This window comes from Pseudomonas sp. FSL W5-0299 (assembly GCF_005930655.1).
GTDB classification, from domain to species: Bacteria; Pseudomonadota; Gammaproteobacteria; order Pseudomonadales; family Pseudomonadaceae; genus Aquipseudomonas; species Aquipseudomonas mandelii.
Window position 1 is genome coordinate 44561 of the sequence record NZ_RXHX01000032.1, and the last position, 22910, is coordinate 67470.

A 22910-nucleotide genomic window follows, 5' to 3' on the forward strand; every position below is an offset into this window, starting at 1 on the left:
CAGCTACACCGCATATTTAAGGAATGAACCATGCTGCAACTGATCCTCGGCGGCGCCCGCTCCGGCAAAAGCCGACTGGCTGAAAAACTTGCGTTAGACAGTCACCTCCAAGTGACTTACATCGCCACCAGCCAACCGCTGGACGGTGAAATGAACGAACGGGTCGCCCATCATCGGGCCCGTCGTCCAGCCGAATGGGCGTTGATCGAAGAGCCAATCGAACTCGCCCGCGTATTGCGCGAAAGCGCCCGCGCCGAGCGTTGCCTGCTGGTGGATTGCCTGACCCTGTGGATGACCAATCTGCTGATGCTCGACGATGCCGAACGTCTCAACGTCGAACGCGAAGCCCTGTTGGACTGCCTGGCCTCCTTGCCGGGTGAAATCATTTTTGTCAGCAACGAGACCGGAATGGGTGTCGTGCCGCTGGGCGAATTGACTCGCCGCTATGTCGATGAAGCCGGTTGGCTGCATCAAGCCCTGGCCGAGCGCTGCCAACGAGTCGTCCTGACCGTCGCCGGCCTGCCCCTGACTTTGAAAGGAACCGCGTTATGACTCAATCCTGGTGGCTGAACCCGTGCAAGCCGATCGACGCGCAAGCCGTCGAGCAGGCGCAGGCACGTCAACAGCAACTGACCAAACCCGCTGGCTCTCTTGGCCGACTGGAATCGGTGGCCGTGCAAATGGCGGGGCTGCAAGGGCAGGTCAAACCGAGTCTCGATCAGCTGTGGATTGCCATCTTTGCCGGCGATCATGGTGTAGTTGCAGAAGGCGTGTCGGCGTTCCCTCAGGAAGTCACCGGGCAGATGCTGCACAACTTCGTCAGCGGCGGTGCAGCGATCAGCGTGTTGGCGCGCCAGCTCGGGGCTTCCCTCGAAGTGGTCGACCTCGGCACGGTAACGCCGTCGTTGAATTTGCCAGGCGTGCGTCACCTCAACATCGGCGCGGGTACCGCCAATTTCGTCGAAAGCCCGGCCATGACGGCTACCCAGGGTGAACTCGCCTTGCAGGCTGGTCGCGACAGCGTGCAACGTGCGGTCGCCAATGGCGCGCAGCTGTTCATCGGCGGCGAGATGGGCATCGGCAACACCACGGCGGCCAGCGCGCTGGCCTGTGCCTTGCTCGATTGCCCGGTGGTGCATCTGGCCGGGCCGGGCACCGGTTTGAACGCGGCGGGGGTCAGCCACAAAGCCCAGGTCATCGAGCGTGCCCTGGCATTACACGGTGCTCAGCGCGGTGATGCGTTGCAAACCCTGTTCAATATCGGCGGTTTTGAGATTGCGGCGCTGGTCGGCGCATATCTGGCGTGCGCCCAGAAGGGTGTTGCGGTGCTGGTGGACGGCTTTATCTGCAGCGTCGCTGCGTTGGTGGCGGTGCGTTTGAACCCTGGCTGCCGCGAATGGCTGTTGTTCGGCCATCGCGGTGCCGAGCCGGGTCATCGTCATGTACTGGAAACCCTCAATGCCGAGCCGCTGTTGGATCTGGGGCTGCGTCTGGGCGAGGGCAGTGGCGCCGCGTTGGCCGTGCCGTTGCTGCGTCTGGCCTGCGATCTTCACGGGCAGATGGCAACCTTCGCCGAAGCAGCGGTGGCGGATCGTCCGGCATGACGTTGCGACTGGATCTTCTGCGCCACGGGGAAACCGAACTGGGCGGCGGTTTGCGCGGCAGCCTCGACGATGCGCTGACCGACAAGGGCTGGGCGCAGATGCGCGCGGCGGTGGTCGAGCAAGGGCCATGGGATCGGTTGATCAGTTCGCCGCTGCAACGATGTGCGCGGTTTGCGCATGAGCTCGGTGCGCAGTTGGAGTTGCCTGTGCACCTGGACAAGGATCTGCAAGAACTGCATTTCGGTGCCTGGGAAGGGCAGAGCGCGGCGGCGCTGATGGAGACTGACGCCGAGGGGTTGGGGCTGTTCTGGGCCGATCCGTATGCCTTTACGCCGCCGGAAGGTGAGCCGGTCGAGGATTTCTCAGCGCGGGTGCTGGCGGCGGTAGCGCGTCTGCACGCGGCGTATGCGGGTGAACGGATCTTGCTGATCAGTCATGGCGGTGTCATGCGTTTGTTGCTGGCTCAGGCACGTGGTTTGCCCCGTGAGCAGTTGCTGAACGTCGAGGTCGGGCATGGCTCGCTGTTTTCGTTGAGCGTCGAGTCAGGCGTCCTCCTCAAGGAAGCGATCTGACCATGCTGCCCTTCTGGATCGCCCTGCAATTTCTCAGCTGTTTGCCGATTCGTCTGCCGGGCATGCCGGCGCCTCAGGAACTGGGTCGGTCGCTGCTGTTTTATCCGCTGGTGGGGCTGCTGTTCGGCGCGCTGTTATGGGCACTGAACTGGCTGCTACTGGGCACGCCTTCGTTGCTTCACGCCGCGCTTCTGCTGAGCGCTTGGGTATTGCTCAGCGGCGCGTTGCACCTGGACGGTCTCGCCGATAGCGCCGATGCGTGGCTCGGGGGCTTCGGCGACCGCGAGCGCACGCTGACAATCATGAAAGACCCGCGCAGCGGACCGATTGCGGTGGTGACGCTGGTGTTGGTGTTGCTGCTCAAATTCGCCGCGTTGCTGGCATTGATCGAGCAGCAGCACAGTCTTTTTCTGATGATCGTTCCGCTGATTGGCCGCAGCGCGATGCTGGGTTTGTTCCTGACCACGCCGTATGTGCGTGCCGGCGGGTTGGGGCAGGCGCTGGCGGATCATTTGCCGCGTTTGGCGGGTAAGCGGGTGCTGGCAGTCAGCGCGTTGGCGTGTGTGCTGATCGCAGGGTTCAGTGGTGTCTGGGCGCTTGTGCTGGCGGGCGGGATGTTCGTTTGGTTGCGGCAGGTGATGCTGCGGCGATTGGGCGGGATGACGGGGGATACGGCCGGGGCGATGCTGGAATTGCTGGAGATGGTGGTGCTGGTGGGATGGGCGTTGGTCTGATGGTTTGTGGGCAGGATGTGCCGGCCTCATCGCGAGCAGGCTCGCTCCCACGTTGATGGCGTCTTGCATAAATTTAACGTCCACTGAAGATCCACTGTGGGAGCGAGCCTGCTCGCGAAGGCGGTCGACCAAGCACCTCGAATATTTATCAATGAACTCATCTGTAACTTGATTTAACACACTCGCGGGTATATACACGCACCATGCTCGATTCCCAATGTTTATGCATCAACCTGCGTCGCGCCGCCCGTGGCGTCAGCAGGCATTACGACGGCGCTCTCGATGGCTTCGGGATCAACGTTGCCCAGTATTCTTTGCTGTGTAATCTGCAGCGTCTGAATGAACCGAGTATTTCCACCCTGGCCGAAGCCATGGGGCTGGACCGCAGCACCTTGGGGCGCAATCTTCGGGTGCTGGAAGGTGAGGGCCTGGTGGCGCTGGTCGAGGGTGAGGACATGCGTAATCGCATCGTCCGGCTGACCGAGGCGGGCGCAGCTCGCCTGGCCGCGGCCTTGCCTGCGTGGGAGGCGGCGCAGCAGCGGCTGGTCGATCGTCTGGGCGCCGAAAAACGCGAAACCTTGTTGCGACTGCTGGACGAACTGGCGTGATGCCGGTTTTTCCGATCTTAAGCGGGTATATACCCGCTACCGGAGAATAAGAATGACCTCGATGTGGCGTACATGCGGTTGGGTGTTGGTGGGGAGTGCGCTGATCCTGGCATTGTCGTTGGGCGTGCGACACGGCTTCGGGCTGTTCCTGGCCCCGATGAGTGCCGAATTCGGCTGGGGGCGTGAGACGTTCGCTTTTGCCATCGCCCTGCAAAACCTGATCTGGGGTCTGGCGCAGCCGTTCACCGGCGCGCTGGCCGATCGCTTTGGCGCGGCGAAAGTGGTGTTCGTCGGCGGTGTGCTGTACGCGTTGGGCCTGGTGTTCATGGGCTTGTCCGACTCGGCGGTGACGTTGTCCCTGAGTGCGGGCCTGTTGATCGGCATCGGCCTGTCGGGCACTTCGTTCTCGGTGATCCTTGGCGTGGTCGGTCGCGCCGTGCCCCCGGAGAAACGCAGCATGGGCATGGGCCTCGCCAGCGCTGCCGGCTCTTTCGGTCAGTTCGCCATGTTGCCCGGTACGCTGGGGCTGATCGGCTGGCTGGGCTGGTCCGCGGCATTGCTGGTCCTGGGCCTGCTGGTAGCGCTGATTATCCCGCTGGTGAGCATGCTCAAGGACAAACCGCTGCCAGTGCTCGGCCATGAACAAACCCTCTCTGAAGCGCTGCGGGAAGCCTGCTCCCATTCGGGGTTCTGGCTGTTGGCGTTCGGCTTTTTTGTCTGCGGTTTCCAGGTGGTGTTCATCGGGGTGCATTTGCCGGCCTATCTGGTGGATCAGCACCTTCCGGCCACAGTGGGCACCACGGTGCTGGCGCTGATCGGGTTGTTCAATATCTTCGGCACCTACACCGCAGGATGGCTCGGCGGTCGCATGTCCAAGCCGCGCTTGCTCACCGGTCTGTACCTGCTGCGGGCGGTGGTGATTGCGCTGTTTCTGTGGGCGCCGGTGACCACGACCACCGCGTACCTGTTCGGCATGGCGATGGGCTTCCTGTGGTTGTCGACCGTGCCATTGACCAACGGCACCGTGGCGACCTTGTTTGGCGTGCGAAACCTGTCCATGCTCGGCGGGATTGTTTTCCTCTTCCACCAGCTCGGTTCGTTCCTCGGCGGCTGGTTGGGTGGCGTGGTGTATGACCGAACCGGGAGCTATGACTTGATCTGGCAAGTAGCGATTCTCTTGAGTCTGTTGGCCGCCGCCCTGAACTGGCCGGTGCGTGAGCAGCCGGTGGCGCGTCTGCAAACCCGGTTGAGTGCGATATGAACCGTCTCTGGCCGCGAGTGGCGGTGGTCGCTGTCGGTGCCTTGCTGCTGGCCTTGGCCTGGTGGGGCTGGCATCAGGGCGGATTGGCGCTGATGCAGTTGGGCATGGGCGCTTGCTAGGAACAGGCGAGGGCGAGTAACTTCGTTTGTGACCATTAATCAAGGATGCTCCGACATGCTGATGCGCTGGATTGCAGTCCCCGCGTTGCTGGTGGCGTTTACCGGATTGGCACAAGCGGCCGAGTGCCCGGAGCTGTTGCAGGGCTCGTTGCCCAAGCTGCGCGCCAAGGAATCCATCGACCTGTGCCAGCGGTTTGAGGGTAAGCCGCTGGTGGTGGTCAATACCGCAAGCTTCTGTGGCTTTGCCCCACAGTTCAAAAGCCTTGAGGCTCTGAATCAGCGTTACAAGGATCAGGGGCTGGAGGTGATCGGCGTTCCGTCCAATGACTTCAAGCAGGAATCCAAGGACGGCGCTGAGACCGCCAAGGTCTGCTACGTGAACTATGGGGTGACGTTCACCATGACCGAGCCGCAGAAAGTCCGCGGCGATGACGCGACTCACCTGTTCAAGGTCCTCGCCAAACAGACCAGCGCGCCGAAGTGGAATTTCTACAAATACGTGGTCGATCGCAAAGGCAAGGTGATCGCCAATTTCTCCAGCCTGACCAAACCCGACGATCCCGAGTTCATTGCCGCGGTGGAAAAAGCCCTGGCCTCGCAACCCTGATTGAACGCCCATGAAAAAGCCCCGCCTCTGTACAAGAGAGCGGGGCTTTTTTGATTCAGGCGGCGAGCGTTTCAGGCTCGCCGGGCTTCATCAGAAGCGGTAGGTCGCGCCTACGCCGAAACCATTCGCATAGTTTTCATACTTGGCGTTGTAGTTCTGGCCACGGTCGTTGCTGTTGGTGACCTTGACGGACTCTTCACGCAGGTACGAATACGCTACGTCGATGGTCAGGTCGTCGGTCGGGCTCCAGCCGGCGCCCACGCTGAAAATCTTGCGATCGCCCGTCGGGATGCGTGGAGAACGGTCGACGTTGTTGGTCGGCGCCTGGTCGAAGGACAGACCGGTACGCAATACCCATTGCTTGTTCAACTGGTAGGAGGCGCCGATGGCGTGAGCCCAGGTGTCGTGCCAGTTCTGATCTTCGGTGATGGTCCCGAACTGACCGTTCAGGATGGCCGGAACACCTTTGTTATCGACGGTGATTTCTTTCAGGCGGCTCCAGCGCGTCCAGGTGCTGCCTGCGTAGAGTGTCCACTGGTCGTCCAGCTTATGAGTCACCGAGAAGTCCACCGATTCAGGCGTGGTCAGGTCCAGCGAGGCGTCGTACTTCTGGCTTGGGTTCTGGCCGACCAGGCCCAGGACGTTGTAGTTGACCTTGGTGTCACCCTCGAGCTTGTACTTCACTTTCGAGTGGTAGGTCAGGCCGACGCGAGTGCTGTCGGTGGCTTGCACCAGAACACCGATGTTGTAGCCCAATGCGGTGTCATCACCCTTGATCTTGACCTTGCCGTCCGGAGCGGCCTGGGTGATCGACAGGTTCGATTCCAGGGTGCCGTCGATGCGGTTGATGGTCGGGCCGAAACCGATGGAGACCTTGTCGTTGAAGGCGTAGCTGACAGTCGGTTGCAGGGTGACGATCTTGACTTCGCTTTTGCTGCCGAAGTAACGGCCGGCGAAGCCATTCTCGTAGTCGGTCACCAGGCCGAATGGCGCGTACATGCCGATACCGAAAGCCCAGTGGTCGTCGATTGGCTTGACGTAGTAGCCCATAGGCACGGCGATGAACGGAACCATGTCGCCGTCGTTGCTGCCGCTGTTCGGGCTGGAGCTGGCGTGGCTGATGTCAGTGTGTGCGTCGAGAAATGCAGCACCGCCGGTGACTTGTTCGCGCTTGAGGCGGGACATGCCGGCAGGGTTGCCAAAAATTGTGCTTGCGTCATCGGCAGAGGAAGATCGCCCGGCAAAACCTGTACCCATCCCGCTGATGCTCTGTTCGTTGATGGCGAAGCCACTTGCGAAAATCTGGGTGGATGCCAAGGTAACAGCGAGGCTAAGTGTGGTTTTGAGCATTACTTTTTTCATTATTAGAACTCCTGGTGATCACCGGGGCGAAAATTACCAACATTTTCGTCCCAGCGCTATAGGCTGTATGGCTTGAGTTAGAGCGGTTTTGTAGGACAATCCGACCAGATTCGCGTCCCGTTGCGGGATCTTTGGAAATCGGTGGATCAGCAGGCAACCTGATTCAGGGGTGAAACACAGGTTTGCCAGGCGTAGGTGAAATCGCGCAGGCGTCCTTGAGGCTGAAAAGTCTGGCGCCAGATTCGGGCCATTCCCAACAAGTCATCCGCGGCGGGGAGGGGAGTGTTCTGTTCTTCTACCAGCATCCAGGCGATGGCAGTGGCGTAACGCAGGTTGACGATCAATTCCAGGTGAGGCCCGCTGAGAAAGGCATGCTGACTGGCGAGGCCGCGCACGAGGCTCGCGCGCTCCGGGTCCAACGCCAGGTAGTGATCCCAGAGGGCCTGGTGGCGGGGTTCGGCAATTCGGTACAGGCCGTGTCCACGGCGGTCATGCAGGGCGGAACCAAGGGCTGACTGGCTGGCGGCAATGCCCAGCAGAAGGGATTCGGCAGTTGCGCTATGGCGCCCGAGGTAAATCAATGTCGGACGGATCACATAACGGCACAGTTCGCTGGCAGCGATACCCATAAAGCCCTCGAAACATCAAATGGGCGGCGATACCTGAAGGGAGCGTTGGCAGCAGGTGGATCGACTCAGGCTCGCCGGAAGCGGATCAAGCCGCTTGAGTTGAAGTGTAGTGTCATATTCGCGCTGTAAAGGCCTGTTTTTAAAATATTTCCGGCTTCGAGTTATAACCGTTATATCGTTTGGAACTTAGTCGAAGGCTGCGCAATGAGAAATATCGGGCAATAAAAAGCCCCGCTTTTTGAGCAGGGCTTTTGAGGTTTTCAGTCTTTCTGGCGTATCAGGCAACCAGTGCCTGACGGGTACGCTCGATCACGGCCTGCAGCGGTTCTGCGCTGGAGTATTGATCGGGGTACAGGCGTTCGCTGTGACGAGCGATGCCGTGTTCGTTGACCAGGGTGAAGCTGAAGCAGCCTTTGCGAGCGGCCATGATCAGGCAGTTCATTGGAGCAAAAGCGTTGGTTAGGGTGCGGATTGCATCCTGAGTGTGGATTTGAGTAGTCATGATTGGGTGTTCCTACAAGCGACACGGATAAGAGCCGTGCAAAATTAAAACGTTCCAGTGACGACGACCACCATTGGTCGAACGAAGAACCCGACTGGAACAAAGCAGCCAGTTTGAAGCGCTGATAATTGGCGCGCTTGGGCTGGCAGGTAGGTACTTAGGAGGGCAGGCAACACATCAAGGGCAAAGGTTCTGGGCCCGGGGTGAAGATCCTGATCAATTTGCAGGCTGGTTCGGTCAGAGTAAGTGAGCTTCGCAACACCCTTTGCATTCGATTCAAAGGCAGTGTTGGCGCAAGGTTTACCTGGAAACCATCGAGGTGGTCGATCCCGCTTGTTCGGTAGAGGCTTCCGTTGGGAAGGCTGACCGGGAGGATTTGTTCGACCAGAATTGACTTTCAGCTTGGTACTAACGCCGCGGATAGTAACGAATTGAATGGGCGAAGGGAAGCGTTAAAGCAAAATAATTGCCATGCCCTGCTGACACGCTGGATAACAGGATCATTTCCGACCATTGGTCGTCGCTCGGGCAAACGCCTGGAACAAGGGTTTGCCAAGGTTATCCCCAGAAAATGCCTACAAAACGCTCCGAAAAAACGCATCGATATAACTGCCGCGAAGGTACTTGTGCACATAAGTTGCGCAGACTGTAACCGGACTGTCATCCACGCCACGACCCCAGTGGGTGCCTGTATTGAAAATTTAAGTCAATGAAAAACATCGCTTTTTTTTACTGGTGAAAAAATCGTCAGTTTGACTGCGAGCCCCATTCCACAGGGCTTTGCGCGAGTTCAAGGGCGGTTGTCCACTGAGTTATCCACAGCTTCTGTGGATTGTCCCGAGCGCTTGCTCTAGGACGGGCGTGCCGGGTTTTTTTAGGCTTTACCTGTAAGAAAAAAAGAGTAGAGTGGCGCGCCTTCCGATCTGCCCCACAGTGCTTTATGAAGTTTCGCTCCGTATCAGTTTCTGCTACCTCAACACCTCCCAGTGTTACCCCTCCCAAACGCTTTTCGATGCGCGTGGCGGAGTGGCTGCTCGATAGCCCGCGCCTGGGTGAAAACACCAACGTCAAACATTTCGCCGGACGCTTGCTCAAACAGCCTGCCCGTGAAGGCGTGGTGGCCGCGCAAAGTCGTCTCGGCCAGCTGATGTGCCGCGAATGCGGCAATGCCCGCGATCGCCGCATTGGTCAGGATCTGTTGCGCCAGGCGGCGCGGGCAGGGGACCGGCGTGCTCAACAGGAACTGGGCCTGGTCGAAGACTGAGCTGTCCAAGTCCTGACGCCTTGGTTACCCTTCAAGCTTTATCTCATCGGCAGGAGTCGCTATGGCTATGGACTTGACCAGCATTTTGCTGGGTCTGGCGGGTGCCGCACTGCCCTTGCTGGTACTGGCCTGGCAAATCCAGCGTCGGGCGAGCGTGGGGCAAGCCGAGGTGGCTTTGCTGGAAGAGCGTCTGGCCATGTCGCTACTGGCGCAGGACGGCTTGAACGCTCAGCTCGAAGCCTGCCGCGATGAAATCGGTGATCTTGGCCAGGCCAACGCCGCCAAGCAGGCAGAGCTGGCCGCCATGCGCCGTGAAATCGAACTGCTACAGATAGAGCGCGACGATGCCCGCGATGCGGCTCACGCCTGGAACATCGAGCGCGCCGGCAAAGAAGCCGAACTGCGGCGTCTGGACTCTCAAGCGGCCTCGCTCCAGGCCGAGCTGCGTGAGCAGCAGGACAGCCATCAACAACGCCTCAACGACCTGCAAGGCTCGCGTGACGAGCTGCGAGCGCAATTCGCCGAACTGGCGGGCAAGATCTTCGACGAGCGCGAGCAGCGTTTCGCCGAAACCAGCCAGCAGCGCCTGGGCCAGTTGCTCGATCCTTTGAAAGAACGCATTCAGTCTTTCGAAAAACGCGTTGAGGAAAGCTATCAGGCCGAGGCCCGTGAACGGTTTTCCCTGGCCAAAGAGCTGGAACGCCTGCAGCAACTGAACCTGCGCCTGAGCGACGAAGCCACCAACCTCACTCGTGCGTTGAAAGGGCAGAAAACCCAAGGCAACTGGGGCGAGTTGATTCTCGAGCGCGTGCTTGAACACGCCGGGCTGGAAAAGGGTCGCGAGTACCAGACTCAGGTCACTCTCAAGGGGCCGGACGGTGAGCGTTTCCAGCCGGACGTGATCATTTATCTACCGGGCGACAAGCAGGTGGTGGTCGATTCCAAGGTCAGCCTCACGGCCTATCAGCAATACGTGTCGGCCGACGACGATGCCATCGGCCAGATCGCCATCAAGCAGCACGTGCTGTCGCTGCGCAATCACGTCAAAGGCCTGTCAGGTAAGGATTACAAGCGACTCGACGGCTTGCACAGCCTGGATTTCGTCTTGCTTTTCGTGCCGATCGAAGCGGCGTTCTCCGCTGCGTTGCAGGCTGAGCCGACGCTGTTCCAGGAAGCCTTCGACCGCAACATCGTCATCGTCAGTCCGACCACGTTGCTGGCGACCCTGCGGGTCATCGACAGCCTGTGGAAGCAAGAGCGCCAGAGCCAGAACGCCCGGGAAATTGCCGAGCGCGCCGGGTGGCTGTACGACAAGTTCGTGTTGTTCATCCAGGACCTGGATGAAGTCGGCAATCGCTTGCAGCAACTGGACAAGGCCTACAGCTCAGCGCGCAACAAGCTGACAGAAGGGCGCGGCAACCTGGTCAGTCGCAGTGAGCAGTTGAAGCTGCTGGGAGCGCGCGCCAGCAAGAGCTTGCCGGCTGATCTGTTGGAGCGAGCGATGACCGACGTCGATGGCTTGGCCGAGTTGCCTGAATAGCTGAAAGCATCGCAAGCAGGCTCGCTCCCGCAGGGTTTTGTATGTTCACTCGATGTAGGCAGCAACACCGATCCACCGTGGGAGCGCGCCTGCTCGCGAAGGCGTCGGTTGAATCACTACGGGATTAAAACCTGCCCTTACAGCGGCAAATGCCGGCTCAACAACGCCCGCAACGCCGCCGGTTTCACCGGTTTGGCCAAGTACTCCAGGCCCGCCGCATGCACCTGGGCCACCGTCTCCGGCCGGCCATCGGCACTGATCACCACTCCCGGCACCGGCTCACCCAGTTGGGTTCGTAACCACGCCATCAACTCGGTCCCGGTCTCGCCATGGTCCAGGTGGTAATCCACCAGCGCCAATTGCGGGCGTACACCGTCCTTCAGCAGCGCCGCACATTCGTCGCGGTTGCGTGCGGTCCAGACCTGGCAACCCCAGCGTGTCAGCAGGCTGTTCATGCCGATCAGGATGCTGTCTTCGTTATCGATACACAGCACCTGCGCGCCGCTCAGCACATGGCCATTGAGCTCGCTGACCTGGGTTGGCGCGACGACTTGAGCCCGCGCCAGCGGCACGCTGACGCTGAACACACTGCCGCGCCCCGGCCAGGACCTTACACGCAAAGTGTGACCCAAAACGCGACACAGCCCGTCGGCAATCGCCAGCCCCAGTCCCAGGCCTTTCTCGGCGCGCGTCTGGTGGCTGTCGAGGCGTTTGAATTCTTCGAAAATCACTAGCTGCTTGTCTTCAGGGATTCCCGGTCCACGGTCCCACACCTCCAGGCACAACTCGCCCTTGCGCCGCCGGACGCCGAGCAGCACGGGCCCCTTGGCGTAGCGGAACGCGTTGGTCAGGAAATTCTGCAGGATCCGACGCAGCAGTTTGATGTCGCTGTCGATCCGTAATGTGCTGCCCCGAACACGGAATTTCAGCCCTTGTTCCTGAGCCAGTGCCTTGAACTCGGCACCGAGCGCATCGAACAACTCGTTGAGCACGAAGGGTTTGGGGTCCGGGTTGATCTTGCCGTTCTCCAAGCGGGAAATATCCAGAAGATCGCTGATCAGGTCCTCGGCCGAGCGCAACGAGCTGTCGAGGTGATGCACCAGTTTCTGCGCCTCGCTGGACAGACCGTCCTCTTGATGGGAAAGCGCGGCGGAGAACAGGCGTGCGGCATTCAGCGGTTGCATCAAGTCATGGCTGACCGCCGCCAGAAAGCGGGTTTTCGACTGGTTGGCCGATTCGGCGGTGCCCTTGGCTTCGGTCAAGGCCACGTTCAGTTGGGACAGTTCGTGGGTCCGCGCGGTGACCCGCTGCTCCAGGCCTTCGTTGGCTTCGGTCAGCGCCTGCTCGGCCTCACGGAACGCGGTGATGTCCGTGAAACTCATGACGAAACCGCCGCCGGGCATCGGGTTGCCGATCAGCTCGATCACACGCCCGTTGGGAAACAGTCTTTCAGAGGTGTGGGCGCGGCCCTGACGCATCCAGTGCAGGCGGCGGGCGACGTGCACTTCGGCTTCACCGGGGCCGCACAGTCCGCGCTCGGCGTTGTAGCGAATGATGTCGGCAATCGGGCGGCCAAGCCTGATCAGCCCGTCGGGGTAATTGAACAGTTCCAGATAACGCCGGTTCCAGGCCACCAGTTTCAGCGACTGGTCGACCACGCTGATGCCTTGAGTGATGTTTTCGATGGCGCCTTGCAACAGGGCGCGGTTGAACTGCAACACTTCCGAGGCTTCGTCGGCGATCCGCACGACATCCTCCAGTTGCATTTCCCGACCTTCGATGGCGGCCTTGACTACCGCTCGCGTCGAAGAAGCGCCGAGTACACCCGCCAGCAAGCGTTCGGTGTGGGCGATCCATTCACCGTCGGCGTTCTGGTTCGGGTTGAAGCCTTTGCCTTGGCGGTAGGCAAAACGAATGAAGCTCTGCCGCGCCCGTTCTTCACCGACGAAGCGGGCGGCCAGTTGCAGCAAGTCGTCGATCTGCACTGCGAGCATCGAGCGGGCGCTGGGGCGCGCGCTGATTTCCTGACCGATGAAACGACCGGCCTGCCAGTGTTCCGACACCCTCGTGCGTGACAGCACCGACACCCAGGCGAACAGCGTGAAGTTGGCCGCCAGCGACAGTACGACGCCTTGGGTCAGCGGGGTGAGCGGCAGGTTCAGCGGGTTGCTGTGCAACCAGGCCAGCCCCGGGAAACTGTTCAAGGACAAACCGAGGCTGTGGGCCGCGATCGGCAGAATCAGGGTGTAGAACCAGAGGAATGTCCCGGCGGCGAGACCGGCGAACACGCCCCGGCGGTTAGCCTGTTTCCAGTACAGCGCGCCGAGCATGGCCGGGGCCAGTTGGGTCACGGCGGCGAAGGCGATCTGGCCGATGGTCGCCAGGCTCGCTGTGGAGCCGAGCAGGCGATAACTGACGTAAGCCAGCAACAGAATCACCACGATGCTGACCCGGCGCACCGACAGCATCCACTGGCGGAACACTTCGAACGGTCGCTCGGCGTTGTTTCGGCGCAGCAGCCACGGCAGCAACATGTCGTTGGAAACCATGGTCGACAGCGCCACGCTGGCGACAATCACCATGCCGGTCGCCGCCGAGGCGCCACCGATAAAGGCCAGCATCGCCAGAGCCGGATGGGCTTGGGCCAGTGGCAGGCTGATGACGAAAGAGTCCGGGAGGACCGAGCTGGGCAGCAGCATCTGGCCGGCGAGGGCGATAGGCACGACAAACAGCGCTGCCAGCGCCAGGTAGGCAGGGAACACCCATTTCGCCAGGCGCAAATCCTGAGGGTCGATGTTTTCCACCACCGTCACGTGGAACTGCCGGGGCAGGCAGATGATCGCCATCATGGCCACGCCGGTCTGCACCACCATCGACGGCCAGTTAATGGTTTCCTTCCAGTACGCCTCCAGGCGCGGGGCGAGCATGGCCTGGTTGAACAGGTCGTCGAATCCGTCGTACAGGCCATAAGTAACGAACGCGCCGACCGCGAGAAACGCGAACAGCTTGACCAGCGATTCAAAGGCAATCGCCAGCACCATGCCACGGTGGTGTTCCGTGGCGTCGAGGTTGCGGGTACCGAAGACAATAGTGAACAGCGCCAGCACCAGCGACACGATCAGCGCCGTGTCCTGGGCGCGGGTGCCCATGGCGTCGGCACCGGCGCCGATCAGCAGGTTCACCCCGAGGACGATGCCCTTGAGTTGCAGTGCAATGTAGGGCAACACGCCCACCAGGCAGATCAGCGCCACCACCACCGCCAGCGATTGGGATTTGCCATAGCGGGCGGCAATGAAGTCGGCGATGGAGGTGATGTTCTCCTGCTTGCTGATCATCACCATTTTTTGCAGGACCCACGGCGCGCAGACCAGCAGCAGGATCGGCCCGAGGTAGATTGGCAGGAATGACCAGAGTTGCTCGGCGGCCTGGCCGACGGCGCCAAAGAAGGTCCAGCTGGTGCAATAGACCGCCAGCGACAGGCTGTATACCCAGGCGCGCACTCGCGGCGGCAACGGTGTGCTGCGACGGTCGCCGTAAAAGGCGATGGCGAACATGATGGCCATATAGGCCAGGGCGACGGCGGCGATCAGCCCGCTGGACAGCGACATGGGAACTCCCGACAAAAGACACCCGGGACTCCCGCCCGGTCAGACAGTCTCGCACGATGGCCGGGGATAGTCAGTGTCGACCAAGGTCGTGGCGTGGTGGGGTGTCGCAGGGTGTTTGTCAGTTGGATTTTTAGTGTTTGTGCTGGCCTCTTCGCGGGCAGCCTCGCTCCTACAGGTTATGTGTCGTTTACATAATCTGCGAACGACAAAAAAGCCTGTAGGAGCGTGAGATGCGGCGAACCGATTTGCCCGCGAAAGCGGCCTCACTGATTCAAAGCAATCTCGATCAACTGATGCAACTCCTCAACCTCCAGTGCCGCCGCTGAAAACAGGATCCGAAACACCGTCGGTGCCGCCACCAGGTTGATCAATCGATCAACACTCGGCTTCGGCTGATCCGGGTAACGGTCCAGAATCGTCTGCAACTGCCCGCCAATGATCGTCGTGCAATAGACCGGTGTGAGGCTGCATTGCACGTCGCGAAGCATGTTGCGGCCCGGCTCGGAACTCATCTCGTCCAGGTATTGCTCGGCCCAGGCTCGCACGTCACCGCGCAGGCTGCCGGTATTGGCGGGTTCGCTGTCGGGTTGCATGCGCGCCAGCGCGACGTCTGCCAGCAACACCGACAAATCGCCCCAGCGCCGATAAATGGTCGACGGCGTTACACCCGCGCGCGCAGCAATTTGCGGGACGGTCACGGTCGAGCGGTCCTGCTCTTCAAGCAGGGCGCGGACAGCCGAATGAATCGACTCTTGCACCCGGGCGCTTCGACCGCCCGGGCGTAAACCTTCTTTAATAGCCATACGGCGGACCTTAACACAAAGAATTTGCTTTAAGCGCGGGCCAGTAGCACACTCCGCAAAAGCAATAAATTAGCTTTTGCGGAGTGTGCGCATGTCCAGCTCGATATCAAACCGTTCCAGCCTGTGGTTCCTGGCGATCACTTTACTGAGTTTTCTCGCCGCTTCCACTGCACCAACGCCCCTGTACCACTTGTATCAGGAACACCTGCAATTTTCGGCGGCGACCCTGACCCTGATCTTCGGCGTCTACGCCATCAGCTTGCTCGCCGCGCTGCTCACGGTCGGTTCGCTCTCGGATTACCTGGGACGCAAACCGGTGATTTTCACCGCTGTGGCGCTGAACATGCTGGCCATGCTGCTATTTATCAATGCCGACAGCGTCGCCTGGTTGATCAGTGCCCGGGTGCTTCAGGGTTTTGCTACCGGGATGGCCACGGCTGCGTTGGGCGCCGCGCTGCTCGACACGGATCGCCAGCAAGGTCCGCTGGTCAATAGCGTCGCTCCGCTGCTCGGCATGGCAGCCGGCGCCATGGGGTGCGGTTTGTTGGCCGAGTTTGCGCCGCTGCCACTGCAATTGACCTTCTGGGTGCTGCTCGCGATGTTCGGGTTGCAGGCGCTGTACGTCTGGCGTCTGCCGGAAAGCGTCAGTGCGCAACGTGGCGCGTTGGCGTCGCTGCGCCCGACTCTGCATGTGCCCATCCAGGCAAGGCGTGCGTTGTGGCTGGTGTTGCCGATCAACACCGCCGCCTGGGCGCTCGGCGGTTTTTACGCGTCCCTCGCTCCATCCCTTGTGCGGACGGCCACCGGATCGACTTCCAATCTGATTGGCGGTGCGACAGTGGCGGTGCTGACCGTCACCGGCGCGCTGATGATCTACACCTTGCGCAGTCGCCCGGCCGACAAAGTCTTGCGGGTCGGCGCGAGCATTCTGCCCGTCGGTGTGGCGCTGATTTTACTGGCGGTTCACAGCGCCAGCCTGCCGTTGTTTTTCATCGGGACGCTAGTCGCCGGTTGCGGTTTTGGCGCGAGTTTCCTCGGCGCGTTGCGCAGTGTCGTGCCGCTAGCCTTGCCTCATGAACGGGCCGGGTTGATGTCGGCGTTTTATGTGCTCAGTTATCTGGCGTTCTGCCTGCCATCGTTGCTGGCGGGGAATCTGACGCGGGCCTTTGGGCTGGTGACCACGACTGATGGTTATGGCGCGGTGCTGATTATCCTGGCGGTCAGTGCTCTGCCCGCGTTGATGCGTCAACAGCCTGCCAAAGTCTGTGGCGCCGATGCTCGATGACCGCTAGCCTTGGCGTCGCCACCCATTTCAACGGACCACCCGATGAAGATCATCCGCAGCAAATCCTTCACTGCTGACCGCGCCTGGGGCGCCTTGGATATCGCCAACATGAACGGCATCACCACCCGTTTGCACTGGACCGATCAGCCGTATAAATGGCACGTCAACGATGGGCAGGAAGTGTTCGTCGTGCTCGATGGCCAAGTGCAGATGCGCTATCGCGAAGACGGCGTTGAAAAGGACACGCTGCTCGACATCGGCGACATTTTCTACGCCTCGGTGGGCACCGAACACGTTGCCCATCCACAAGGTGCGGCGCGGATCCTGGTGATCGAGACGGAAGGTAGCGTCTGACGTATATCTACAAAACAGATAACAGTTAGAGATATTACCCGTTATATAGATATTCGATTCGGATCTACCATGGATTCCACCTCACAAGAGGAGAGGAATTCACCATGACATGCTCCAACAGCACCACCCTCGGTTCAAGACCGTTCAGCCATTTGCAGCACCCGCTTGAGGCGATTCGCCAATTCACGCCCAACTGGTTCGCCGCAACCATGGGCACGGGCGTGCTGGCATTGGCGCTGGCGCAATTGCCCGTCGCCATACCCGGACTGAAGGCGGTGGCCGAAGGTCTCTGGCTGCTCAATATCTGCTTGTTCGTATTATTCACCGCCGCGTACACGGCACGCTGGGTGCTGTTCTTCGATGAGGCTCGGCGGATCTTCGGTCACTCCACGGTCTCGATGTTCTTCGGTACCATCCCCATGGGGTTGGCGACCATCATCAATGGCTTCCTGGTGTTCGGCTTGCCGCGCTGGGGCGATGGAGTGATTCATGTCGCCGAGGTGCTGTGGTGGCTCGATGTGGTCATGTCGCTGGCCTGCGGTGTGCTGATTCCCTACATGATGTTCACCCGTCAGGAGCACAGCATCGACCAGATGACAGCAGTCTGGCTGTTGCCTGTGGTCGCGGCGGAAGTGGCGGCCGCCAGTGGGGGCCTGTTGGCACCGCACTTGACCGATGCCCATTCGCAACTGGTGGTGCTGACAACCAGCTACGTGCTGTGGGCCTTTTCCCTGCCGGTGGCGTTCAGCATTCTGACCATTCTGTTGCTGCGCATGGCGCTGCATAAACTGCCTCACGAAAACATGGCCGCCTCCAGCTGGCTGGCGCTGGGGCCGATCGGCACCGGGGCGTTGGGCATGTTGCTGCTGGGCGCCGATGCGCCGGCCATCTTTGCGGCCAACGGCCTGCCGGGCATCGGTGAAATTGCAGCCGGGTTGGGCCTGGTGGCTGGGATCACGCTGTGGGGCTTCGGCTTCTGGTGGATGCTGATGGCGGTGCTGATCACCGTGCGTTACCTGCGCGACGGTATCCCGTTCAACCTGGGCTGGTGGGGCTTCACCTTCCCGCTGGGCGTCTATTCTCTGACGACGTTGAAACTGGGCAGCACCTTGAACCTGGCGTTTTTCAATGTCTTTGGCTGCGTGCTGGTGGCGATGCTGGCGGTGATGTGGCTGATTGTCTCCAAACGCACAGTGCGGGGCGCGTGGCGGGGTGAGTTGTTTGTCTCGCCGTGCATTGCAGGATTAAAGAAATAAGCCGCAAAGATTAGGTAATGTGTGGCCTGGATCGACGTTCGACATTCCAATAGCAAATCGCCAAGCCACTCTTTACCCAATCTCAGGGATCCATGGAAGATGAGCCACCCCTCACAGTTCACCTTGCTTCGCACCCGGCGCTTCCTGCCGTTCTTTGTCACGCAGTCCCTCGGGGCGTTCAACGACAACATCTTCAAGCAGTCGTTGATCCTCGCCATTCTGTACAAGCTGACCATCGACGGTGACCGTTCGATCTGGGTCAACCTGTGCGCGTTGCTGTTTATCCTGCCGTTCTTTCTGTTCTCGGCGCTGGCCGGCCAGTTCGGGGAAAAGTTCGCCAAGGACGCGCTGATTCGACTGATCAAGCTCGGGGAAATCGCCATCATGGCGGTCGGCGCCGTGGGTTTCCTGTTCGATCACCTGTCGCTGATGCTGGTGGCGCTGTTTGCCATGGGCACGCACTCGGCGCTGTTCGGGCCGGTGAAATATTCGATCCTGCCCCAGGCGCTGCGTGAAGAAGAGTTGGTGGGCGGCAACGGGCTGGTGGAAATGGGCACGTTCCTGGCGATCCTCGCCGGGACTATCGGCGCCGGGATCATGATGTCGTCCAGTCATTACGCGCCCATCGTGTCCACCGCGATCATCGCTGTCGCGGTGCTCGGCTACCTGGCCAGTCGCAGCATTCCCCGGGCAGCGGCCTCGTCGCCGCAAATGCGCCTGAACTGGAACATCTTCAGCCAATCCTGGGCCACCTTGAAACTGGGCCTGGGGCAGACGCCTGCGGTATCGCGTTCCATCGTCGGCAACTCGTGGTTCTGGTTTGTCGGGGCGATTTATCTGACGCAGATCCCGGCCTATGCCAAGGAATGGATGCACGGCGACGAGACCGTGGTGACGCTGATTCTGACGGTGTTCTCGGTGGGCATCGCCCTCGGTTCGATGCTCTGCGAGAAGCTCTCCGGACGCAAAGTCGAGATTGGCCTGGTGCCGTTCGGCTCGTTTGGCCTGACGGTCTTTGGCTTGCTGCTGTGGTGGCATTCCGGCGGTATCCCAGACAGCGTTGCCGGCCACGGCTGGATCGAAATCCTTGGTTTTGGTCACGCCTGGCTGGTGCTGATCGACATTCTGGGCCTGGGGATTTTCGGCGGTTTCTACATTGTGCCGCTGTATGCGCTGATTCAGTCGCGCACCCCCGAAAACGAGCGGGCGCGGGTGATTGCCGCCAACAACATTCTCAACGCACTGTTCATGGTGGTATCGGCGATTGTCTCGATCGTGCTCCTGAGCATGGTCGAGCTGTCGATTCCGCAGCTGTTTCTAGTGGTGTCGCTGCTGAACATCGGCGTCAACGCCTACATCTTCAGCATCGTGCCTGAGTTCACCATGCGTTTCCTGATCTGGCTGCTCAGCCATTCGATGTACCGCGTGGAGCATCGAAATCTCGATTTGATCCCGGATGAAGGCGCGGCATTACTGGTCTGCAACCATGTTTCGTTTGTGGATGCGTTGCTGATTGGCGGTGCGGTGCGTCGGCCGATTCGCTTTGTCATGTACTACAAGATCTACAACCTGCCGGTGCTGAACTTTATCTTTCGCACGGCGGGGACGATTCCGATTGCGGGGCGCCAGGAAGACATTCAAATCTACGAAAAAGCCTTCACGCGTATCGCTCAATACCTGAAGGACGGTGAACTGGTGTGCATCTTCCCGGAAGGCAAGTTGACCGCTGACGGGGAGATGAGTGAGTTCAAGGGCGGGCTGGTGCGCATTCTCGAAGAGACGCCGGTGCCGGTGATTCCACTGGCGTTGCAAGGGTTGTGGGGGAGTTTCTTCAGCCGCGATCCGGGCAAGGGCTTGTTTCGTCGGTTGTGGTCGCGGGTGACGTTGGTGGCGGGGCCGGCGGTGGCGGTTGAGGCGGCGGAGCCGGCGACGTTGCAGGCGATGGTCGGGGATTTGCGTGGGGCCGTTAGATAGTCGGTGACTGTGAGGGCCTCTTCGCGGGCAAGCCTCGCTCCTGCGGGGTTTGTGGCATATCCATCATTCGGGATGCGCCAGAAACCCTGCAGGAGCGAGGCTTGCCCGCGAAGGCGATCTAAAGGTCAGGCGCTGACCTTGAGCCCAATCAACCCGGCAATAATCAACGCCACACTGGCCAGCCTGAACAGCGCCATGGATTCACCAAACAAAATGATCCCGGCGATCACCGTGCCCACCGCACCCACACCGGTCCAGATCGCATAGGCCGTGCCCAGCGGCAATTCCTTCATGGCAAGGCCCAGCAAGCCAAGGCTGATCGCCATGGCGGCAACGGTCAATGCGGTGGGGAGAGGGCGGCTGAAACCGTCGGTATATTTCAGGCCGACGGCCCAGCCGACTTCGAACAGGCCGGCGAAAAACAGAATGATCCAGGACATGAAAGACCTCCATCGATTGACGGGGTCGTCCCCAGATTAATGACTCGATCGAGCCGCGAGGTCGTCCTCGCGTTGCGCCATAGAGTGCCCATCATTAACCCGGGGATCAAGTTTGCGGATTACTCGGCCGCTTGCTGAACTGCGGTTTCCCGGTCTTGTTTTTCGCTCATGCGGCGGAAATACGTCGAGAGCAACGCCCCCGAAATGTTGTGCCAGACGCTGAACAGCGCACTAGGCACCGCCGCCAGTGGCGAGAAGTGCGCACTGGCCAACGCAGCACCGAGGCCGGAGTTCTGCATGCCGACTTCCAGTGCCAGGGATTTGCGTTGGGCCAGCGGCAACTTGAACAGGCGCCCGGTGAAGTAACCCAGCAGATAACCGAAGCTGTTGTGCAACATCACCACGGCCATGATCAGCAGGCCGGACTCGGCAATCTTCGCCTGGCTGGCGGCCACCACGGCGGTGACGATGATCACGATGCTCACCACCGAAATCAGCGGCAATACTTCCACCGCATGGCGCACCCGGCTGCCGAGCAAACGCTGGGCAACCACACCCAGCACGATCGGCAACAGCACCACTTGCAGGATCGACCAGAACAGCTCCATGAAGGACACCGGCAGCCACGCCGAGGCCAGCAGCCAGATCAACGCCGGGGTCAGCAGCGGAGCGAGGAGGGTGGTGACGGCGGCGATGGCCACCGACAGTGCCAGGTCACCGCGTGCCAGCCAGGTCATCACGTTCGACGAGGTGCCGCTTGGGCAGCAGCCGACCAGGATCACGCCGACGGCGATTTCCGGTGGCAGGTGAAACGCCTGGCAGAGCAACCACGCCACGCCGGGCATGATCACGAAATGTGCAACCACGCCCAGCGCCACGCGCCACGGATGGCGAGCGACTTCGGCGAAGTCCTCGAGTTTGAGTGTCAGGCCCATGCCGAACATCACCAGGCCCAGCAGCGGCACGATCGCGCCTTTCAGGCCGATAAACCACGTCGGCTGCAAGAACGCCACGACCGCGAAAATCAGTACCCAGTAAGCGAAGGTGTTGCCGACAAAACGACTCAATGCAGCGAGGGCGCGCATGGCCTGATCCTTATTATTAAGTAACACCACAAAAACCAATGTGGGAGCGAGCCTGCTCGCGAATGCGGTGTATCAGTCGACATAAATGCCGACTGTCACAACGCCTTCGCGAGCAGGCTTGCTCCCACAGTGATATCACACGCTTTTAGATCCCTTGCGGAAGCTCTTCACCGCCCAACGCTTCAACCAGCGCCGGCAGGAAGTCGCCGAACGTCAGCATCATCAAGGTGAAGCTGGCGTCCAGCTGGCCGAGGGCTTCTTCGCCGCCGTCCTGCTCTGCCTGGTCTTGCAGCAGGTCTTCGAACTTCAGGCGCTTGACCACCATCTTGTCGTCGAGGACGAAAGACAGCTTGTCTTGCCAGGCCAGCGACAGCTGAGTCACCACTTTGCCGGTGCTCAAGTGCAACTGGATTTCTTCGCTGGTCAGGTCCTGACGCTTGCAACGCACGATGCCGCCGTCTTCGTGGGTGTCGCGCAGTTCGCACTCGTCCAGCACAAAGAAGTCGTCCGCGGCTTTCTGGGTGGTGACCCATTCGGTCATGGTCGCGGTTGGCGACATTTTAACGGTCAGCGGACGTACCGGCAGTGTGCCGATCACTTCGCGCAGGGTCGACAGCAGGTCTTCGGCGCGTTTCGGGCTGGCCGAGTTCACCAGGATCAGGCCCTGTTTCGGCGCGATGGCGGCGAAGGTCGACGAACGACGGATAAAGGCACGCGGCAGGAACGCCTGGATGATTTCATCCTTGATCTGGTCACGTTCCTTTTTGTAGACCTTGCGCATTTGTTCGGCTTCGATCTCTTCGACCTTTTCCTTCACAGCGTCACGCACGACGCTGCCCGGCAAGATGCGCTCTTCCTTACGGGCGGAGATCAGCAGGAAGTCGCCGCTGACGTGCACCAGGGGGGCATCTTCGCCTTTGCCGAAGGGCGCGACGAAACCATAGGTGGTCAACTCCTGGCTTGCACATGAACGCGCCAGTTTGGTGGCCAGTGCAGTTTCCAACGCCTCGGCATCAAAAGGCAGATCTTGGGTCAGGCGATAGATAAGCAGGTTTTTGAACCACATGGGGCGAGTCTCTCCTTTATACAAAGGGGGGCATTATTCTCTTAGCGAAGCCATAGGCCAACCCTTCTCTAAGCCTTTGGAAGGCCTGCAAAAATTATTGTAAAAAGTGCTTGCCAGAGGTTGGGTCGCTCCGTAGAATGCGCGCCACACCGAAAGTGAAGGGTGATTAGCTCAGCTGGGAGAGCGTCTGCCTTACAAGCAGAATGTCGGCGGTTCGATCCCGTCATCACCCACCAT

Annotated in this window: 22 protein-coding genes and 1 tRNA gene; 15 read left to right on the top strand and 8 right to left on the bottom strand. The window is 60.3% G+C overall.

All coding sequences use genetic code 11. The features are described 5' to 3' along the window. Window positions 1-30: 30 nt before the first annotated feature. The 8 genes from cobU (at window position 31) to FHL16_RS26985 (ending at window position 5505) form a co-directional block, all read left to right on the top strand. The gene (gene cobU, locus FHL16_RS26955; RefSeq protein ID WP_077749791.1) at window positions 31-552 is read left to right on the top strand and encodes a bifunctional adenosylcobinamide kinase/adenosylcobinamide-phosphate guanylyltransferase; all 522 of its coding nucleotides are present in this window, start codon (window positions 31-33) and stop codon (window positions 550-552) included. Further along, window positions 549-1604, top strand: coding sequence for a nicotinate-nucleotide--dimethylbenzimidazole phosphoribosyltransferase (cobT, locus tag FHL16_RS26960; protein WP_077749792.1), 1056 nt, complete (start codon window positions 549-551; stop codon window positions 1602-1604). Before cobU ends, cobT begins: the two co-directional genes overlap by 4 nt. Then, entirely contained in the window at window positions 1601-2176 is a 576-nt protein-coding gene (gene cobC / locus FHL16_RS26965) for an alpha-ribazole phosphatase family protein (protein ID WP_077749793.1), read from the top strand. The genes cobT and cobC overlap by 4 nt, the downstream gene beginning before the upstream one ends. A 2-nt stretch (window positions 2177-2178) precedes the next feature. Further along, entirely contained in the window at window positions 2179-2910 is a 732-nt protein-coding gene (locus tag FHL16_RS26970) for an adenosylcobinamide-GDP ribazoletransferase (protein WP_077749794.1), read from the top strand. A 203-nt stretch (window positions 2911-3113) separates the two neighbouring features. Next, window positions 3114-3518 (top strand): MarR family winged helix-turn-helix transcriptional regulator, encoded by a 405-nt coding sequence (locus FHL16_RS26975; RefSeq protein ID WP_010456776.1) that lies wholly within the window; start codon window positions 3114-3116, stop codon window positions 3516-3518. A gap of 52 nt (window positions 3519-3570) precedes the next feature. Continuing rightward, entirely contained in the window at window positions 3571-4779 is a 1209-nt protein-coding gene (locus FHL16_RS26980; protein ID WP_077749795.1) for an MFS transporter, read from the top strand. After that, window positions 4776-4898 (top strand): hypothetical protein, encoded by a 123-nt coding sequence (locus FHL16_RS34775; protein WP_010456772.1) that lies wholly within the window; start codon window positions 4776-4778, stop codon window positions 4896-4898. Before FHL16_RS26980 ends, FHL16_RS34775 begins: the two co-directional genes overlap by 4 nt. 55 nt (window positions 4899-4953) lie before the next feature. Next, on the top strand, window positions 4954-5505 hold the full coding sequence (locus FHL16_RS26985; RefSeq protein ID WP_010456770.1) for a glutathione peroxidase: 552 nt from the start codon (window positions 4954-4956) through the stop codon (window positions 5503-5505). A 90-nt stretch (window positions 5506-5595) separates the two neighbouring features. On the opposite strand, the gene FHL16_RS26990 is transcribed toward FHL16_RS26985, so the two are convergent. From FHL16_RS26990 to FHL16_RS27000, 3 genes are all read right to left on the bottom strand, one after another. Further along, window positions 5596-6867 carry an OmpP1/FadL family transporter gene (locus tag FHL16_RS26990; protein WP_077749796.1) on the bottom strand — a complete coding sequence of 424 codons (1272 nt, stop codon included), beginning with the start codon at window positions 6865-6867 and terminating at the stop codon, window positions 5596-5598. 146 nt (window positions 6868-7013) lie between these two features. Continuing rightward, entirely contained in the window at window positions 7014-7496 is a 483-nt protein-coding gene (locus tag FHL16_RS26995) for a hypothetical protein (RefSeq protein WP_077749797.1), read from the bottom strand. Window positions 7497-7773: 277 nt separating this feature from the next. Continuing rightward, complete coding sequence (locus tag FHL16_RS27000; protein WP_008031832.1) at window positions 7774-7998, bottom strand: hypothetical protein; 225 nt, start codon at window positions 7996-7998, stop codon at window positions 7774-7776. Window positions 7999-8938: 940 nt separating this feature from the next. Between FHL16_RS27000 and FHL16_RS27010 the strand changes: the two genes are divergently transcribed. Continuing rightward, the gene (locus tag FHL16_RS27010) at window positions 8939-9262 is read left to right on the top strand and encodes a sel1 repeat family protein (RefSeq protein WP_077749798.1); all 324 of its coding nucleotides are present in this window, start codon (window positions 8939-8941) and stop codon (window positions 9260-9262) included. 175 nt (window positions 9263-9437) lie between these two features. Next, window positions 9438-10802: a DNA recombination protein RmuC gene (rmuC, locus tag FHL16_RS27015; protein ID WP_169857066.1), complete on the top strand. Its 1365-nt coding sequence runs from the start codon at window positions 9438-9440 to the stop codon at window positions 10800-10802. 137 nt (window positions 10803-10939) lie between these two features. Here the strand turns inward: rmuC and FHL16_RS27020 are convergent, their stop codons facing one another. Beyond that, window positions 10940-14410 carry a hybrid sensor histidine kinase/response regulator gene (locus FHL16_RS27020; RefSeq protein WP_077749800.1) on the bottom strand — a complete coding sequence of 1157 codons (3471 nt, stop codon included), beginning with the start codon at window positions 14408-14410 and terminating at the stop codon, window positions 10940-10942. 263 nt (window positions 14411-14673) lie between these two features. Further along, window positions 14674-15213 carry a TetR/AcrR family transcriptional regulator gene (locus FHL16_RS27025; RefSeq protein ID WP_010456762.1) on the bottom strand — a complete coding sequence of 180 codons (540 nt, stop codon included), beginning with the start codon at window positions 15211-15213 and terminating at the stop codon, window positions 14674-14676. Window positions 15214-15304: 91 nt separating this feature from the next. On the opposite strand from FHL16_RS27025, the gene FHL16_RS27030 reads away from it, so the two are divergent. The 4 genes from FHL16_RS27030 (at window position 15305) to FHL16_RS27045 (ending at window position 20082) form a co-directional block, all read left to right on the top strand. Next, complete coding sequence (locus tag FHL16_RS27030) at window positions 15305-16498, top strand: MFS transporter (protein WP_077749801.1); 1194 nt, start codon at window positions 15305-15307, stop codon at window positions 16496-16498. Between the two features lie 42 nt (window positions 16499-16540). Further along, window positions 16541-16852 carry a cupin gene (locus FHL16_RS27035; protein ID WP_010456760.1) on the top strand — a complete coding sequence of 104 codons (312 nt, stop codon included), beginning with the start codon at window positions 16541-16543 and terminating at the stop codon, window positions 16850-16852. Window positions 16853-16956: 104 nt separating this feature from the next. Continuing rightward, a complete protein-coding gene (locus FHL16_RS27040; protein ID WP_077749802.1) occupies window positions 16957-18108 on the top strand; it encodes a TDT family transporter in 1152 nt (383 codons plus the stop codon). Window positions 18109-18207: 99 nt separating this feature from the next. After that, a complete protein-coding gene (locus tag FHL16_RS27045; RefSeq protein ID WP_010456758.1) occupies window positions 18208-20082 on the top strand; it encodes an MFS transporter in 1875 nt (624 codons plus the stop codon). Window positions 20083-20207: 125 nt separating this feature from the next. Here the strand turns inward: FHL16_RS27045 and sugE are convergent, their stop codons facing one another. The 3 genes from sugE to rdgC form a co-directional block, all read right to left on the bottom strand. Then, window positions 20208-20522 (bottom strand): quaternary ammonium compound efflux SMR transporter SugE, encoded by a 315-nt coding sequence (gene sugE, locus FHL16_RS27050; protein ID WP_010456757.1) that lies wholly within the window; start codon window positions 20520-20522, stop codon window positions 20208-20210. Between the two features lie 119 nt (window positions 20523-20641). After that, a complete protein-coding gene (locus FHL16_RS27055; RefSeq protein WP_077749803.1) occupies window positions 20642-21607 on the bottom strand; it encodes a bile acid:sodium symporter family protein in 966 nt (321 codons plus the stop codon). Window positions 21608-21752: 145 nt separating this feature from the next. Continuing rightward, window positions 21753-22673, bottom strand: a complete 921-nt coding sequence (gene rdgC, locus FHL16_RS27060; RefSeq protein WP_077749804.1) for a recombination-associated protein RdgC — start codon at window positions 22671-22673, stop codon at window positions 21753-21755. Between the two features lie 160 nt (window positions 22674-22833). Between rdgC and FHL16_RS27065 the strand changes: the two genes are divergently transcribed. Next, window positions 22834-22909, top strand: a tRNA-Val gene (locus tag FHL16_RS27065). The last annotated feature ends 1 nt before the right edge of the window (window position 22910 follow it).